Annotated in this window: 13 protein-coding genes and 1 tRNA gene; 6 read left to right on the top strand and 8 right to left on the bottom strand. The window is 63.5% G+C overall.

Features of this window, described 5'->3' with window-relative positions; all coding sequences use genetic code 11:
- Nucleotides 1–54: 54 nt before the first annotated feature.
- The 5 genes from sucD to AC1MBU_RS05135 all read right to left on the bottom strand — a co-directional run bounded on the left by sucD (nucleotide 55) and on the right by AC1MBU_RS05135 (nucleotide 7,116).
- Nucleotides 55–957, bottom strand: coding sequence for a succinate--CoA ligase subunit alpha (gene sucD, locus AC1MBU_RS05155; RefSeq protein ID WP_056550075.1), 903 nt, complete (start codon nucleotides 955–957; stop codon nucleotides 55–57).
- 32 nt (nucleotides 958–989) lie between these two features.
- Nucleotides 990–2,159 carry an ADP-forming succinate--CoA ligase subunit beta gene (gene sucC, locus AC1MBU_RS05150; RefSeq protein ID WP_346028700.1) on the bottom strand — a complete coding sequence of 390 codons (1,170 nt, stop codon included), beginning with the start codon at nucleotides 2,157–2,159 and terminating at the stop codon, nucleotides 990–992.
- Nucleotides 2,160–2,295: 136 nt separating this feature from the next.
- Nucleotides 2,296–3,003: a hypothetical protein gene (locus AC1MBU_RS05145; protein ID WP_479789065.1), complete on the bottom strand. Its 708-nt coding sequence runs from the start codon at nucleotides 3,001–3,003 to the stop codon at nucleotides 2,296–2,298.
- An 8-nt stretch (nucleotides 3,004–3,011) separates the two neighbouring features.
- Nucleotides 3,012–5,456, bottom strand: a complete 2,445-nt coding sequence (gene pcrA, locus AC1MBU_RS05140) for a DNA helicase PcrA (protein WP_479789063.1) — start codon at nucleotides 5,454–5,456, stop codon at nucleotides 3,012–3,014.
- Nucleotides 5,457–5,571: 115 nt separating this feature from the next.
- The gene (locus AC1MBU_RS05135) at nucleotides 5,572–7,116 is read right to left on the bottom strand and encodes an alanine/glycine:cation symporter family protein (protein WP_277358950.1); all 1,545 of its coding nucleotides are present in this window, start codon (nucleotides 7,114–7,116) and stop codon (nucleotides 5,572–5,574) included.
- 160 nt (nucleotides 7,117–7,276) lie between these two features.
- Here AC1MBU_RS05135 and AC1MBU_RS05130 point away from each other — a divergent pair, with 160 nt between their 5' ends.
- The 6 genes from AC1MBU_RS05130 to yczE all read left to right on the top strand — a co-directional run bounded on the left by AC1MBU_RS05130 (nucleotide 7,277) and on the right by yczE (nucleotide 11,390).
- The gene (locus tag AC1MBU_RS05130; protein ID WP_479789060.1) at nucleotides 7,277–7,873 is read left to right on the top strand and encodes a hypothetical protein; all 597 of its coding nucleotides are present in this window, start codon (nucleotides 7,277–7,279) and stop codon (nucleotides 7,871–7,873) included.
- A gap of 52 nt (nucleotides 7,874–7,925) precedes the next feature.
- Nucleotides 7,926–7,999: transfer RNA gene (locus AC1MBU_RS05125), tRNA-Arg, on the top strand.
- 84 nt (nucleotides 8,000–8,083) lie between these two features.
- A complete protein-coding gene (locus AC1MBU_RS05120) occupies nucleotides 8,084–8,833 on the top strand; it encodes a hypothetical protein (RefSeq protein WP_346028704.1) in 750 nt (249 codons plus the stop codon).
- Entirely contained in the window at nucleotides 8,830–10,308 is a 1,479-nt protein-coding gene (locus AC1MBU_RS05115) for a PGAP1-like alpha/beta domain-containing protein (RefSeq protein WP_346028705.1), read from the top strand. The genes AC1MBU_RS05120 and AC1MBU_RS05115 overlap by 4 nt, the downstream gene beginning before the upstream one ends.
- Nucleotides 10,305–10,685: a hypothetical protein gene (locus tag AC1MBU_RS05110; RefSeq protein ID WP_277358946.1), complete on the top strand. Its 381-nt coding sequence runs from the start codon at nucleotides 10,305–10,307 to the stop codon at nucleotides 10,683–10,685. Before AC1MBU_RS05115 ends, AC1MBU_RS05110 begins: the two co-directional genes overlap by 4 nt.
- A 63-nt stretch (nucleotides 10,686–10,748) precedes the next feature.
- Nucleotides 10,749–11,390, top strand: a complete 642-nt coding sequence (gene yczE / locus AC1MBU_RS05105) for a membrane protein YczE (RefSeq protein ID WP_056550049.1) — start codon at nucleotides 10,749–10,751, stop codon at nucleotides 11,388–11,390.
- Nucleotides 11,391–11,418: 28 nt separating this feature from the next.
- Here the strand turns inward: yczE and AC1MBU_RS05100 are convergent, their stop codons facing one another.
- The 3 genes from AC1MBU_RS05100 to fdhD are packed head-to-tail and all read right to left on the bottom strand — an operon-like array spanning nucleotide 11,419 to nucleotide 15,306.
- A complete protein-coding gene (locus AC1MBU_RS05100) occupies nucleotides 11,419–13,332 on the bottom strand; it encodes an ABC transporter ATP-binding protein (RefSeq protein ID WP_346028706.1) in 1,914 nt (637 codons plus the stop codon).
- 28 nt (nucleotides 13,333–13,360) lie between these two features.
- Nucleotides 13,361–14,434, bottom strand: a complete 1,074-nt coding sequence (locus AC1MBU_RS05095; RefSeq protein WP_471672897.1) for an LLM class flavin-dependent oxidoreductase — start codon at nucleotides 14,432–14,434, stop codon at nucleotides 13,361–13,363.
- 29 nt (nucleotides 14,435–14,463) lie between these two features.
- Nucleotides 14,464–15,306: a formate dehydrogenase accessory sulfurtransferase FdhD gene (gene fdhD / locus AC1MBU_RS05090; RefSeq protein WP_056550040.1), complete on the bottom strand. Its 843-nt coding sequence runs from the start codon at nucleotides 15,304–15,306 to the stop codon at nucleotides 14,464–14,466.
- Nucleotides 15,307–15,330: the final 24 nt, after the last annotated feature.

Below are 15,330 nucleotides of genomic sequence, written 5' to 3'. Positions count from 1 at the left end.
CGACGGCCGTCACCTTCCCGGGGAAGATGACGGCCGTCGTCGTTGGATGCGAACCTAGAGCGCCGCGTAGACCTCGCGCAACAGGCGGGCAGTCTCGGACGGGGTCTTCCCCACCTTGACGCCGGCGGCCTCGAGGGCCTCCTTCTTCGCCTGGGCAGTACCGGCCGAGCCGGACACGATTGCACCTGCGTGGCCCATGGTCTTACCCTCGGGGGCAGTGAAGCCCGCAACGTAGCCCACAACCGGCTTGGTCACGTTGGCTTTGATGAACTCGGCTGCGCGCTCTTCGGCGTCGCCGCCGATTTCGCCGATCATGACGATCGCCTTGGTCTCGGGATCCGCCTCGAACGCCTCAAGGGCATCGATGTGCGTGGTGCCGATGACCGGGTCTCCGCCGATGCCGATTGCGGTGGAGAAGCCGAGGTCCCGCAGCTCGAACATCATCTGGTAGGTCAGGGTGCCGGACTTCGAGACCAGGCCCACACCGCCCTTGCCGGTGATGTTCGCGGGAGTGATACCAACCAGTGCTTCCCCGGGGGTGATGATGCCGGGGCAGTTGGGGCCGATAATCCGGGTGATCTGCTTGCCGTTCTCGTCCACGCGGGACTGCGCCAGCGCCCAGAACTCCGCGGAGTCCTGCACGGGAACACCCTCGGTGATGATGACGACCAGGCCGATACCGGCGTCGATCGCTTCAACGACTGCGTCCTTGGTGAATGCCGGCGGCACGAAAATGATGGAGACGTCAGCGCCGGTCTCGGCGATCGCTTCCTTCACGGTGCCGAAAACGGGGAGGGTAGTTTCGCCGTGAGTGACGGTGGTTCCGGCCTTGCGGGCGTTGACGCCACCGACCACCTGCGTGCCGGCTTTCAGCATCAACGCGGTGTGCTTGGTGCCTTCGCCGCCGGTGATGCCCTGGACGATCACCTTGGAGTCTTTGTTCAGAAAGATAGACATGTGAAGTTCCTTAGTCCTGGAGTCGCGACCGGTCAGCGAGCGGCGTGAGCCAGCTCGGCGGCCTTGTCTGCGCCTTCGTCCATGGTGTCGGCGAGAGTGACCATCGGGTGGTTTGCCTCGGCGAGGATACGGCGGCCTTCTTCGACGTTGTTGCCGTCGAGGCGCACCACGAGTGGCTTGTTCTCCTTGTCGCCAAGGATTTCCAGCGCCTTAACGATGCCGTTGGCCACGGCGTCACACGCGGTGATGCCGCCGAAGACGTTCACGAACACGCTTTTAACCTGCTCGTCATTCAGGATGACGTCCAGACCTGCAGCCATGACCTCGGCAGAGGCTCCACCGCCGATATCCAGGAAGTTGGCGGGCTTGACGTTACCGTGGGCCTCGCCTGCGTAGGCAACGACGTCCAGCGTGGACATCACCAGCCCGGCTCCGTTACCGATGATGCCGACCTCGCCGTCGAGCTTGACGTAGTTGAGGTCATTTTCCTTGGCCTTGGCCTCCAGCGGATCGGTGGAGTCCTTGTCCTCGAGCTCAGCGTGACCCTTCTGGCGGAAGTCAGCGTTCTCATCGAGGGTGACCTTGCCGTCCAGGGCAAGGATTTCACCCGATCCGGTCTTCACCAGCGGGTTCACCTCAACCAGGGTGGCATCTTCCTTGGTGAAGACATCCCACAGTTTCAGGATGGTGTTCGCCACGCCTTCCCGGAGCTCGGGTGCAAACCCGGCGGCATCGATGATCTCATCGGCCTTCGCGCGGTCAATACCGGTGCCCGGATCAATGGCGATCCGCGCCAGCGCTTCGGGCCGCTCAACGGCGAGCTGCTCGATTTCCACGCCGCCCTCAACGGAGCACATGGCAAGGTAGTTCCGGTTTGCCCGGTCCAACAGCACGGAGAAGTAATACTCTTCAGCGATGTCTGCACCCTGGGCGATCATCACCTTGTGGACTGTGTGGCCCTTGATATCCATGCCGAGGATCGCGGATGCGTACTCGTAAGCCTCATCCGGCGTCTTGGCGACCTTGACGCCGCCCGCCTTTCCGCGGCCGCCAACCTTGACCTGCGCCTTGACGACTACGACGCCGCCAATTTTCTCAGCTGCTGCTTTTGCTTCTTCGGGGGTCTGCGCCACGATGCCGGCCAGCACGGGAACGCCGTGAGCCTCAAATAGATCGCGCGCCTGATATTCAAACAGGTCCACTTATCTAGTGTCCTTCTGCGTCGAAGTAGGTTTACACAGGGAACTCTAGTCCCTTGGCTCGGAGCGCCTTTTACAGACTAGCGGTTTCGTGAGTAAGCACACAGTTCTATGAGTTGTAGAAAAGTAACCCTTTCGGTTACCGTTCAGCGCCCTCGTCGGGTGCAATGATCTCGAACGCATCCGCCGACGCGGTGAAGCCGTGGCCGGTTTCTGACTCGACACACACCATGCCCCGGCCCGCGCTGCCGCAGCGGAAACCGTTCAGCTCAACGGCCAAGCCGTCCTCAAGAACCGGCAGGCGTGCGAGCGGGCTCTCTCCACCGTCTGAACCCGGACCCAGCTCCGCCTCCATCAGGGTCATGCCAACCCGGCATCCGCCGTACGCAACTCCCGAAGTCGTGAGCAGAACGGTCCCGCCCTTGAACCCGAGGTTGGTGCCGTGACAGTCGTCGGCGACCTCAGCAGGTTCCGGATAGCGTGCCAGTTCGCAGTACACGGCGGGCACCTCCAGCACGGCGTCATCCCGCTCGCCCCCGGAAAGCCGAGGATCCACGGGTGAGTCGATGATGCCGCCCTGCTCTGTGGCGATGACGCAGTAGGCATTCCGGTTCTCGGTGAGGAAAGCTGCAGTGTCCCCGCCGAAGGTCTGAAGTTCAGACGCCGGCAGTTCCGGCATGGCGGCAAGTTCCTGCTGCGGGGCCAGCTCGGGCACGGAATCCGGTGCCGGATCTCTGACCGGCACTTCCACGCACCCGCTCAGAAGCGCGCTGCCGAGGAACACCAAACCGACGACGGCGGCACGCGCCCGGGCGCGCCGCTGCACTCCCCCTCCGGCCAGCTTCACCGCCTGTGCTACCCGACCTTGGTCAGCGGAGCGTACCGGAGCAGCAGTCGCTTCTCCCCGATGTCGAACCGCACCTTGGCCACCATTTTGTCTCCGCCGCCTTCCACCGCAAGGACGGTGCCGTTGCCGAAGGTCGTGTGATTAACCTTGTCTCCAGCAGAGACGGCGACAACCTCCTTCTGGGGCTGCACCCTGCCGGCCGCCTTTCCGGGCAGCCCGCGACCGGACTCGCTACCAGAGGCTGCGCCCGCACCCCAGTAGGAGCCGCTGAACCGTGGACCGTTGATGCTCTGGCCACCGGTCCATGCCGGCTTCGCAGTGCCCTCCCGCTTCCAGTGGATCAGTTCCTCCGGAACCTCGCCGACGAACTGGCTCGCCGGGTTGTACTGACTCTGCCCCCACAGGCTCCGGACTTCCGAGCGCGTGATATACAGCCGCTTCCTCGCCCGGGTGAGACCTACGTAGGCGAGCCGGCGCTCCTCCGCAAGTTCCTTCGGGTCTGTCGCGGAACGCTGGTGCGGGAAAATTCCCTGTTCCATTCCGGTCAGGAAAACCACCGGGAATTCGAGTCCCTTGGCGGTGTGCAACGTCATCAGGGTCACGACGCCCTGCCGCCGGGCTTCCTCCACCGCCTTCTCCACGTCCTCCCCGGCACCGGCCGGTGCATCGGGAATCTGGTCCGCATCCGCCACCAGCGACACCTGCTCAAGGAAATCGCCCAGGGTCCCCTCCGGGTTGCCGGTCTCGTATTCACGGACCACCGCAACAAGCTCGGCAAGGTTCTCCACCCGGGACTCGTCCTGTGGATCCGTGCTCGTTCGCAATTGCGCGAGGTACCCCGTCTGCTCAAGGACCGCTTCCAGAGCCGCCGAAGCACCCGATCCCGAGGCGACCTCTGCCAGGTCATCGATGAGCTTCACGAATGACGCAACGGCGTTAACCGAGCGCGTTGCCATGCCCGGAGCCTCATCCGCCCGCCGAAGGGCTTCCATGAAACTTGTGCGGTCGCGTTCGGCGAGCGCGGCAATGGCGTATTCCGCCCGGTCTCCGATGCCGCGCTTCGGTTCGTTGAGGATGCGGCGGAGGTTGACGACGTCGTCCTGGTTGGCCAGCACACGCAGGTAGGCCAGCGCGTCCTTGATCTCCTTGCGCTCGTAGAAGCGGGTGCCGCCAACCACTTTGTAGGGCAGGCCTACCCGCATCAGGATTTCCTCGATGGAGCGGGACTGCGCGTTGGTCCGGTAGAACACAGCGACGTCTCCGGGACGCAGGTTTTCCTCGTCCTGGAGCCGGTCGATCTCGTCCGCTATGAAGCGTGCTTCCTCGTGTTCATTTTCACCGACATAGCCGATGATCTTCTCGCCGCTGCCCTCGGCCGTCCAGAGCCGTTTCGCCGGCCGGTTCGGGTTGCGGGAGATGACTGCGTTGGCCGCATTGAGAATGTTCTGCGTGGAACGGTAGTTCTGCTCCAGCAGGATGGTACGCGCGTTCGGGTAGTCCTTCTCGAACTCCACGATGTTCCGCACATCCGCGCCACGGAAGGCATAGATGGACTGGTCGGAATCGCCCACCACCGTCAGCTCGGCAGGCTCCTCGACGTTCTCCCCCGCGACTCCCACAATCTCGCGGACCAACGCATACTGGGCGTGGTTGGTGTCCTGGTATTCATCCACGAGCACGTGGCGGAACCGCCTGCGATAGTAATCAGCCACCCCGGGGAAGGCCCTGAACATGTAGACCGTCTGAGCGATCAGGTCATCGAAGTCCATGGCGTTGGCCTGGCGAAGCCGCTGGGCATACCCCTTGTAGACCTCAGCAACAGCCTGCTCAAACGGATCGGAAGAGTTGGCGGTGGAGGCGTACTCTTCCTCGTCGATCAGCTCGTTCTTCAAAGCAGAGATCTTGTGCTGAATCGCCTTCGGTGCGAAACGCTTGGGATCGAGGTCCAGTCCCTTGGCCACCAGGGTGATGAGGCGAAGGGTGTCCGCCGAATCATAGATGGAGAAGTTCGAGTTCAAGCCGATGGACGCTGCCTCGCGGCGCAGGATCCGCACGCATGAGGAGTGGAACGTTGAGATCCACATGCGCTTGGCAACCTCACCCACCAGCCCTTCGATGCGCTCACGCATCTCCGCAGCAGCCTTGTTGGTGAACGTGATGGCGAGGATCTGACCGGCATGGGACCTGCCCGTGGCCATCAGGAACGCGATCCGGTGACTGAGCACGCGGGTCTTTCCGGAGCCGGCTCCAGCAACGATCAGCAGGGGTGAACCGCTGTGCTTCACCGCCTCCTCCTGTTGCGGGTTCATACCCTCGAGCAGTTCGCGGGCACGCGCTTCATCGACGTGCCCGCCGCGTCGCGGATGCTCCGCCGGATCAGAGGAGGACGACGACGGCGCGCCGCGCCTTCCTGCGGCAGGTGTGCTGAGGTGCGGGTCAAAAAGCAAGTCCATGGTGCCTTTAAGTCTAGGCGCTGGCACGGACAGAACCTGTCCGCTGCTGGTCCAGGCATGGCTGTGCCCGCCGGGTCGGGGACCCGGCGGGCACATTGTGGACGGATAGGTGTGGTTACTTGGTGGCGGCTTCGCGGTCCTCAGGCTCGATGCCGAGGTCGAGGAGCTTGCCGCTCTTGCGGTCCGCGAGGTATTCCTTCATTTCGCGCTTGATCACCGGCAGGAGCATGTACACGCCGAGCAGGTTCACGAACGCACAGACGAACAACGCCGAGTCGGCGAAGCTGAGAACCTGGCCGAAGGTGAGAACCGTACCGGTCACCGTGAAGAACAGGAAGATGACCTTGTACAGGACCTCCGAGGTCTTGCCGCGGCCGAAGAGGTACTCCCAGGCCTTCAGACCGTAGTAGGACCACGTGATCAGTGTGGAGAACGCGAAGAGCGCGACCGCCACGGCCAGGACAATCGGGAACCAGTCAATGACGGTGGCGAAAGCGTCCGAGGTGAGGATGACGCCGTCGGGAGTGCCTTCACCTGCCTGGACCTGATCAATTCCTGCCTGCAGGCTGGGTGCCCCGGCAATGACGATGGTCAGGGCCGTCATGGTGCAGATGACCACAGTGTCGACGAGCGGCTCGAACATCGCCACGAAACCCTCGCTCACTGGACGGCGGGTCTTGACTGCCGAGTGGGCGATAGGAGCGGAACCCAGACCGGCCTCATTGGAGAAGGCAGCACGCTGGAAGCCGACGATCATGACGCCGACGATGCCGCCGGCCAGGCCCTGCGGGTTGAAGGCGCCTTCGATGATGGCACCGAATGCGGCTGGAACCTGACCGATGTTCACGATGATGACGAACAGGCAGGCAAGGACGTAGATGATGCCCATCGCCGGTACGAGCCTGCTGGTGGTGGCGCCGATGGACTTGATCCCGCCGAGGATGACAGCGCCGACAAGCGCCGCAAGGATAATGCCGAAGATCAGGGCTGCACCCGGGCTGCCGAGGAATCCGTCAGCACCGCCGGTGACTTCCTGCGCCTGGGCGAAGGTCTGGTTGGCCTGGAACATGTTGCCGCCTGCAACACCGAAGATCAGGATCGCAACCGCGAAGATACCGGTGAGGATCTTGGCGGGCCATTTGCCGAACTTCTTGAAGGCAACCGGCAGGTACTTGAACGGCCCGCCGGAGACGGTGCCGTCCGGATGGACCTCGCGGTACTTCACACCGAGCGTGCACTCAGCGAACTTGGTGCACATTCCGAGGAGGCCGGCCAGAATCATCCAGAAGGTGGCACCGGGTCCGCCCAGCGCCATTGCTGCGCCGACACCGGCAATGTTTCCAAGCCCGACCGTCCCGGACAATGCCGACGTCAGTGCCTGGAAGTGTGGGACCTCACCGGGATCATCCTTGGACGAGTAGCGTCCGCGGATCACCTCGTAGGAGACCTTTAATCCTCGGAACTGGATGAAGCCGAAGTAGATAGTGAAGATGACGGCCGCAGCGATGAGCCACGCGACCACTACCGGGAAACTGACCTCGCCAATGGTGATTGGGACGAAGACAATCGCGGCGAACCACGTTGCGACAGGTTCGAAGACGGCATCGATGGCGTCCTCGATGGCTGCGAGCCATCCCACCTGATCCGCAACGCTAGACATGGGTAGTACTTGGTTTATAGCCATCCATTAAACAAACCCCAATAACGGTTGTGATTGCAATCACAGGCAGCTATCACCGGCCATCTTTATCGAAATGAGATCAAATACAGGGTGGATTTTCAGGAACTGTTGCTGCATGGTAACGGTCTAGCATTGTGGCATGGGCAAAACGAGGGCACAGATTGCACGCAAGCACGGGCCGGCCGCGGCTGGCCTACCGGCGAACCCGGGCGAGCAGCCCCTCCCACCTCGCCATAACGGCAACCTGATACTCATTCCGGCGGTGGCTGCGGCTCTCTTCCTGTTCTGGTACTTCCATCTTCTGACGCTCTCCCAGATGACCCAGCTCTCCGGTGGGCTGAGCATGCCGGACATGCTCTTCGGCGGATATGATGCCGCCTATATCGACCAGCTGCGTGCCGTCATGGACTCTGCGGCTCTCGGGCAGCTGAGCTACGTGCACAAGACGGCCGGCACGCTCTTCCCGCTGCTTTTTGGACTGGCCTGGCTCCTGCTGGTTCAGCTCAACGTTTCACGGCGATGGCTTCGCTGGCTGCTGTGGAGCCCGGTGCTGCTCTTCGTTGTGGTGGACCTCTGGGAGAACGTCGCGATCGACTCCATTCTTTCCGGGCCCGACGCCGGTTCGGTCGCCCTGGCGTCCGTACTCACCATCGCCCGGTGGGTGCTGTTCGCGTTGAGCTGCGCGGCCGGTTTGACCGCGGTGCTGCTGCCGCGGAGGATGCGGTCACGGAGTTAGGAAGACTGTAAGCTGGTACCGCCTGCGCACCGCCCGGTGCGGTGGCGCACCCGCCTCTGTAGCTCAGTAGGATAGAGCGTCCCTCTCCTAAAGGGAAGGTCGTCGGTTCGATTCCGGCCAGGGGCACAACCGTTGTCCACATGGGTACACCTGCCCATGGCAGAGAATCCCCGCCTGCACTAGCTTGACGGGATGGGGAATCTTTCAACTGTGCCACCACCGTCTCACGTCGTCCGTCTATCACCGGCCGCCTGGTCGCTCGCACTGAGCTCAGCTTCGACAGCACACTCAGGCCATACCGATCCTTCGACTGCGCCTGCGCCGGATGCCGGGTGGGCGGAACTGAACTCCCTCGGATTGGCAACCGGCACCGAATTGTCATCACGCTGGCATACGGCTCTGCAGGAATTCCTCTCGCCCGCGATCCTTCTTCGCCTGTCGGCTGCCTACAACAGCGTGGGAGCCAACAGTGACCTCACGCTCACCGCAGACCGCGGTGTGTGCGTTCACCGCCGCAGCACCGTGGAAACAGACAACGACGGCAGCATCCGTGCACGGGGCCACGAACCGTCCCTTGAGGTAGCTCTCTTCGACGCGGAAAACATCTGGGGCGCAATCAGCCGCGTCCTTCCGCCGCTCCCCGAACTTCGAGCTGATGCGGTGCATGCCCGGACCGATTCCGGTGACACCGTCGTCCACATGCCGCTCACGCCTTCGGAAGCGGCCGCCGTCGTTCCGGAAGAAGCGATCCTGAGCGCAGCGATGACCACGCGGGCCGGGCAGAGCCGGCAGGTCTGGGCGGGCCGATGGTCAGTCAGCGAGAGCACGCTCTATTCGGTGCGCACCACAGACGGCGCTCTGCTCCTGACTCCGCAGCGAGCCGGTCATGTGGCCCGCGAAATCACCTTCGCCCTCGCAGGCGCCTATGAGTTCGTCGCGGGAGCAGCGGCGAGCGCATGAGCCAGCTCCTCGGGATGGACCCGGGCCAGGTTCGTCAGCTTGCCCGTTCCCTCGAGAATGCTGCGGCGCATTTCGAGCTGGTCGGACGGCAGGTCTCCGGGAAGCTCTCGGTCATCGGCTGGCAGGGCGGAGATGCGGACTACTTTCGCGCCGACTGGGCCGGCAGGCACCGCCCCACACTGTTGGGTATCGCTGAGCAGTTGAGGCAGGCCGCCCTCGAGGTTGTGGGTCATGCGGATGCCCAGGAAGGAACGAGTGCCACCGGCGCAGTAGGTCCACCTGCCCCTTCCGCCGCTCAGCCGCTCGCCTCCAGCACCCGGGAAACGAGCGGGGACGACAACGGCAACTGGATCACCGACGGACTGGCGTGGGTCGCAGGCGGCGCGGACTGGGTTGTCGACACCACCGCAGACGGAGCCGAGTGGTTCGGGAACCAGGCGGAACTGGGATACGGCAACATCGCGGAATCGTTTCGCGACCTTGTCGATGGCGGCATCCATGCAGGCGGCCTGTTCGATGAGATGCTGGCCGGAAGTCCGCCATCGATCATGGAATTGTCAGCGTCGGTCGCGTTGGCGGGGAGCAGCCTCGTCGATTTCGCTGTCACTGCCGGGACGTTCGGCCAGTGGGCTCCACTGCTGCTCGACGATGGAACGCCCTGGGCAGGAGAGCCGATTCCTGTCAGCGTGTCCCGGGATGGCATGAACCGTGGGCCCTCACAACATCTGGACAGCGTGGTGCCAACAGATCTTGCTGCGCTGGCGTTCCTCACGGCCCAGGCATACGGTGACGCGAGCAATCCATCCACCGCTGACGGTGCTGTCCGAATCACGCGGGTAGAAAACGCCGAGGGTCCCGCCTACATCCTGAGCATTCCAGGAACCCAGTCATGGAATCCTGTTACTTCTGCGATCTCGGCTGACTTGACCGGCAATCTGGTGAGCGCTTCGGGCCAAATGTCGACTGCGGCCGCGACCGTTGCGTTGGCCATGGAACGGGCGGGGATCGAACCCGGCGCGCCGGTGATGCTGTCAGGACATTCGCAGGGCGGAATGATCGCGGCCTCGCTAGCCTCGGACCCTGTGTTCCTGGAGCGGTACAACGTCACCAACGTGATGACGTTCGGCTCACCGGTTGACGGGACGGCCATGCCGTCGAACGTTGATGTCATTTCATTCCAGCATCAGAACGACGTCGTCCCGCGCCTCGATCTTGGAGGTACGAGCGTCAATGGTGCGGTGCCGGAGCAATCCGGTGAACAGGTCACCCTTCCGGACCCGCCCGGCAGCGGCTGGAGCGACGTGGCCGCCAACCACGACTACAACAACTACGCACACTCCATCAGCGAGGCTGAAGACGATCCCGCCAATCGCGCATTCCAGTACGCTCAGTCACCCTCTACTCAGCGATTCCTCACCGGCGACACCTCAGCGGTAGAGTCCTTCGTGATTCCAGTCGGAAGGCGACAACAATGAGACGCATAAGCTCGTTATTTGCTGTGCTGGCTTTGCTGCTCCTCCCAGCCTGTGGTGCATCGTCACCGGCAGACACGTATAGAGAGGCGATCTCCGCAATCGATGGCGTTGAGCGCGTCAGCGTGGAGTGGGCAAGGATCGGTGCCGGCGACTCCACCTCCATCGAGATTGATACAGCGACAAGTGATACCGCCGAGCTGCATCGGATACTCGATGACACGGTGCGCGCCTTCGTCGAGAGTGCCGATCGGCATGAAGAAACAACGCTCAACTACATGGTCTACTCCCAGGATCGCTCCGAATACCTCACCCCGAGCGACCTCGGCTCGGTGATGCGTTCGCTCAGCGATATCCGCGAGCACTACGGCATCGACTAGCAATCCCGGGTACACCCAGCTGAGCGGCTCATCTGAGCCGTAACCGTAACCGATACTGGAACCATGTCCCTTCTCCTTCTGCGTCGGATTGTGCAGCTGCTCGTTGGCCTCTTTCTTTACGGGTTCTCGATCGGCATGATGATCCGCGCCGGCATTGGAGTGTCCCCCTGGGACGTGCTGGGTCAGGGCGTTTCGGTCCAGAGCGGCATACCCTTCGGGCTGACCACGAACCTGATTGGTCTAGCCGTACTGCTGCTCTGGATCCCTATCCGCCAAAGGCCCGGAGTGGGGACAGTACTCAACGTCCTCCTCGTAGGACCGAGCGCTGAAGTGGGCCTCGCCGTCATCCCGCAGCAGACGGTCCTGTGGGTGCAGATTCTCCTGTTTACCGGCGGCCTGGTTCTGCTCGCGGTTGCCACTGGTCTCTACCTTGGGGCGCGCATGGGGCCTGGGCCACGTGACGGGCTGATGACCGGCATGCACAAACGCTGGGGCTGGCCCATCTGGGCAGTGCGGACGGGCATCGAGGTGTCGGTCCTCGCGATCGGCTGGGCTCTGGGCGGAACGGTCGGCGTGGGCACCGTGGCCTTTGCCCTCTTTGTGGGCCCGCTGGTCAACCTCACACTGCCTCGGTTCCACATTCCGGAGAAGCCCGGGGAGCCACGGCTGGACGGTCAGGCTGCACCATCCGGCGCCGCTCCCTAAGAATCCCGCGTCCTAGCAAAACATTGCTTCAGGCGCCGGAGCCGGTCAGCGCTTCCGCAGGCTCGTCCGGCGCGACCGACTTCTGCACCGCGAACTGTGTGCGGTGCAGCTCGTCATACCGCCCGCCGGCGGCGAGCAGTTCCTCGTGCGTGCCGCGCTCGGCGATGCGGCCGTCCTCGATGACCAGGATCTGGTCCGCACTCCGGATGGTGGACAAACGATGGGCGATCACCAGAGCCGTACGGCCGGCGAGCGCCTCAGTGAGTGCGGCCTGGACGGCGGCTTCCGACGTCGAGTCCAGGGCTGCTGTGGCTTCATCCAGGATGACAACGCGCGGCTGGGCGAGCAGCAGACGCGCAATGGTCATGCGTTGCCTCTCCCCACCGGAAAGCCGGTAACCGCGTTCACCCACCATGGTGTCCAGTTGGTCCGGAAGCGACTGGATCAGGGTCTCCAGCCGTGCCCGGCGAACCGCATCCCAGAGCTCCTCATCCCGTGCTTCAGGGCGGGCCAACCTCAGGTTGGAGGCGATTGTCTCGTGGAACAGGTGGCCGTCCTGGGTCACCATGCCAAGGGTATGCCGCAGCGACTCGAACGTGGTTTCCCGGACGTCCTTCCCGCCAATCCGGACAGAGCCGGAATCGACGTCATACAGCCTGGCCAGCAACTGGGCGATAGTGGATTTACCCGCACCGGAGGTACCCACCAGTGCAACGGTCTGCCCGGGCTCAATGCGGAAGCTGACACCGTGCAGCACCTCCTCACCGCCACGGGTGTCCAGCGTTGAGACCTCCTCCAGCGAAGCGAGGGAGACTTTGTCCGCTGACGGGTAGGCGAAGCGGACGTCGTCGAACTCGACTGCAACCGGACCAGCCGGAATCATCTGCGCGTCCGGCTTCTCCTTGATGAGTGGGTCGAGGTCGAGCACCTCGAAGACCCGCTCGAAGCTCACCAGAGCGCTCATGATCTCCACCCGCGCGTTGGCGAGGGATGTCAGCGGCGCGTAAAGGCGGGTGAGCAGCAGCGCCAGCGTCACGACTTCACCGGTATCCAACGCGCCGCCGAGCGCCAGGCTGCCGCCCAATCCGTACACCAGTGCAAGGGCGAGGGCAGAAACAAGCATCAGCGCAGAGAAGAACACGAATTGCAGCATCGCCGTCCGGACACCGATGTCCCGGACCCGTGCAGCGCGGACACGAAACTCTTCGGACTCCTCATCAGGGCGCCCGAAGAGCTTGACCAGCGTGGCGCCGGGGGCGGAGAACCGCTCAGTCATCTGCGTGCTCATGGTCGAGTTGTAATCAGCGGCCTCGCGCCGAAGGGACGCCAGCCTGCTGCCCATGCGGCGGGCCGGCAGCAGGAAGATGGGCAGCATGATGATTGCGAGCACGGTGACCAGGACGGACGTGCTCAGCATGACGATCAGGGTGAGAATCAGCGCCACGAGATTACTCACCACGCCGGACAGCGTGCCGCTGAACGCCTGTTGGGCGCCGATCACGTCATTGTTGAGCCTGCTCACCAACGCACCAGTGCGGGTACGCGTGAAGAACGCGATGGGCATCTTCTGAACGTGGTCAAAGACCGCTGTCCGTAGATCGAGGATCACTCCCTCGCCGATCCGTGACGAGTACCAGCGCGTCAGCAGTCCCACGCCGGTGTCAGCTACGGCCACAATCGCAATCACGACGGCGAGCCACACGATGGTCTCTACCGCGGCTTCGGCGATGATCGCGTTAACAACCTGCCCGGCAAGGACCGGCGTGGCAACCGCCAGGAACGCGGATACCACTGACAGCGCGATGAAGAGCACCAGCTTGACCCGGTACGGCACGGCAAAGGACAGGATCCGCTTCAGCGTTTCCCTGGAAAATTTGTTGCTGCCGTTCTTGGCGGAGGAGATCCGGTACAGGGAACTCCAGGCCGCGCCTTCCATGCTCATGGGTGCCTCCAGCTAGTGAACTTCAAGCTTAGGACCCGTTGCGGACACTTTCGGTCCGGGAAACGGCGTCCTCGAGTTGGTGGACGCCGAGGGCGTCATTGACGAGGGGCAGCACCTGTGTACCCAACAGTTCGATGGACTCAAGAACCTGTGCCTGGGGCACAGATGAGAAGTCGAGCTGGAGGATGTGCCGGTCATGGCCCATGGCGGCGTGCGTGAGAACAATCTTCTCCGCCACTTCTTCAGGGGTACCGACATAGAGCGCCCCCGTACGCGCCGCCTGCATGTTGTAAGTGACTCCGCTGGGTTTGGGAAAGCCGCGTTCCGCGGAAATACGGGTCATGCTGTCGAGCCAGTGCGGACGGAAGGCCTCCTTGGCTCCGTCACGGAGGATCAACCCGACGCCGCTGACGCCGACCCGCGGCACGGCTGTCCCCCTCGCGTTGAACTGTTCCCGGTAGAGCGCGGCGTGCTGCGCGAAATTGTCGACGGCACCACCCAGCAGCGCGTAAATGACCGATGTGCCCAGCCGTGCAGCACGCACCGACGACGACGGCGTCCCACCGGTTGCGATCCAAATGTCCAACTGCTCCCGGACCGGTCTCGGCAGGATCAGCGCATCCTGAAGCGGCGGCCGAAAACGGCCGGACCAGGTCAACCGTTCCTCGGCGTTGAGGCGCAGCAGAAGGTCGATCTTTTCCTCATAGAGTGCGTCGTAGTCTTCGAGGGCAGCACCGAACAGCGGGTAGGACTCGATGAAGGAGCCGCGGCCGGCGGTCAGTTCCGCCCGTCCGCCGGAGAGCAGGTCGAGGGTGGCGAACTGCTGGAAGACGCGCACCGGATCCTCGGTGCTGAGTACGGTGACCGCTGATCCCACGTGGATCTGCCGGGTCTGTGCGGCGGCGGCGGCCAGAACCGGCACTACGGAGGACACCGCGTAATCCGGCCGGTGATGTTCTCCGATACCGAAGTAGTGCAGGCCCACCTCATCGGCAAGCCGTGCCCGCTCCAGCAGATCGGCCATCCGTTGTTCGGGTGATACCCGTTCGCCGGTTACCGGGTTCGGGTGGATGTCGCCGAAGCTGAAGATGCCAAGTTCCATACTGGTGTGCAACTCCGGGCCCGGTGCCCCTATTCCGGGTTTGAGCCTGCGACAATACGCTGCGGGTGTGTGTAGCAGTTCAGTGTCTGCCCCCGGCTGAAACCGACAAGCGTGATCCCGGATTCCTCCGCCAGGTCCGCAGCCAACGACGACGGGGCGCTCACGGCCGCGAGGATCGGTATACCGGCAAGGTGCGCCTTCTGGACCAGCTCGAACGAGGCGCGTCCAGAGACCTGCAGAATTGTTCCCCGCAGCGGCAGCAGATCCGAGCGCAGTGCCCAGCCCACCACCTTGTCCACGGCGTTGTGCCTGCCCACGTCCTCACGGAGGCACAGGAGCTCGCCGTCCCGGGAGAACAGTCCCGCCGCGTGGACGCCGCCCGTACGGTCGAAAAGCTTCTGGCTGGTCCGCAGCCGGTCCGGCAGGGAGGCAAGGACCGGCAGATCCACGGTGCCGTCGTCGTCGTGCACGTCGAAGCGGCCCGACTTCCGGACCGCGTCAATGGAGGCTGTTCCACAGATGCCGCAGGAACTGGAGGTATAGACATGGCGTTCCATCGATGTATCCGGCAGCGCTACGTCCGGGCGGAGCTGGGCCTCGACCACGTTGAAGGTCTGCCGGCCCTCCTCGTCCACCCCGGCGCAATAGCGAAGCGCGAGGATTTCACCGGGCTCGGCAACTACGCCTTCGGAGACGAGAAAACCTGCGACCAGATCGAAATCATCGCCCGGGGTGCGCATGGTGACGCTGAAGGCGCGTCCGCCCAGCCTGATCTCCAGGGGTTCCTCACCGGCCAGGCGGTCCTCCCGCCGGCTGACCGTGCCGTCCAGCCGGTAGCGCGTAATCCGCCGCCTGTCCATCACCCGCGTCATCAATTCACCTTTCGGTTGGGCCTG

This window comes from Arthrobacter sp. PTI12, from assembly GCF_056679915.1.
The sequence above is the reverse complement of the archived record's forward strand: the minus strand, read 5'-3'. Positions and strand labels throughout refer to the sequence as shown.

Coding starts and splice junctions, on each gene's coding strand:
- yczE (WP_056550049.1), top strand. CDS start 10,749: ATGTCCCTTCTCCTTCTGCGTCGGATTGTGCAGCTGCTCGTTGGCCTC.
- pcrA (WP_479789063.1), bottom strand. CDS start 5,456: ATGGACTTGCTTTTTGACCCGCACCTCAGCACACCTGCCGCAGGAAGG.
- sucD (WP_056550075.1), bottom strand. CDS start 957: ATGTCTATCTTTCTGAACAAAGACTCCAAGGTGATCGTCCAGGGCATC.
- AC1MBU_RS05095 (WP_471672897.1), bottom strand. CDS start 14,434: ATGGAACTTGGCATCTTCAGCTTCGGCGACATCCACCCGAACCCGGTA.
- AC1MBU_RS05100 (WP_346028706.1), bottom strand. CDS start 13,332: ATGAGCATGGAAGGCGCGGCCTGGAGTTCCCTGTACCGGATCTCCTCC.
- AC1MBU_RS05130 (WP_479789060.1), top strand. CDS start 7,277: ATGGGCAAAACGAGGGCACAGATTGCACGCAAGCACGGGCCGGCCGCG.
- AC1MBU_RS05135 (WP_277358950.1), bottom strand. CDS start 7,116: ATGTCTAGCGTTGCGGATCAGGTGGGATGGCTCGCAGCCATCGAGGAC.
- AC1MBU_RS05110 (WP_277358946.1), top strand. CDS start 10,305: ATGAGACGCATAAGCTCGTTATTTGCTGTGCTGGCTTTGCTGCTCCTC.
- AC1MBU_RS05115 (WP_346028705.1), top strand. CDS start 8,830: ATGAGCCAGCTCCTCGGGATGGACCCGGGCCAGGTTCGTCAGCTTGCC.
- fdhD (WP_056550040.1), bottom strand. CDS start 15,306: ATGACGCGGGTGATGGACAGGCGGCGGATTACGCGCTACCGGCTGGAC.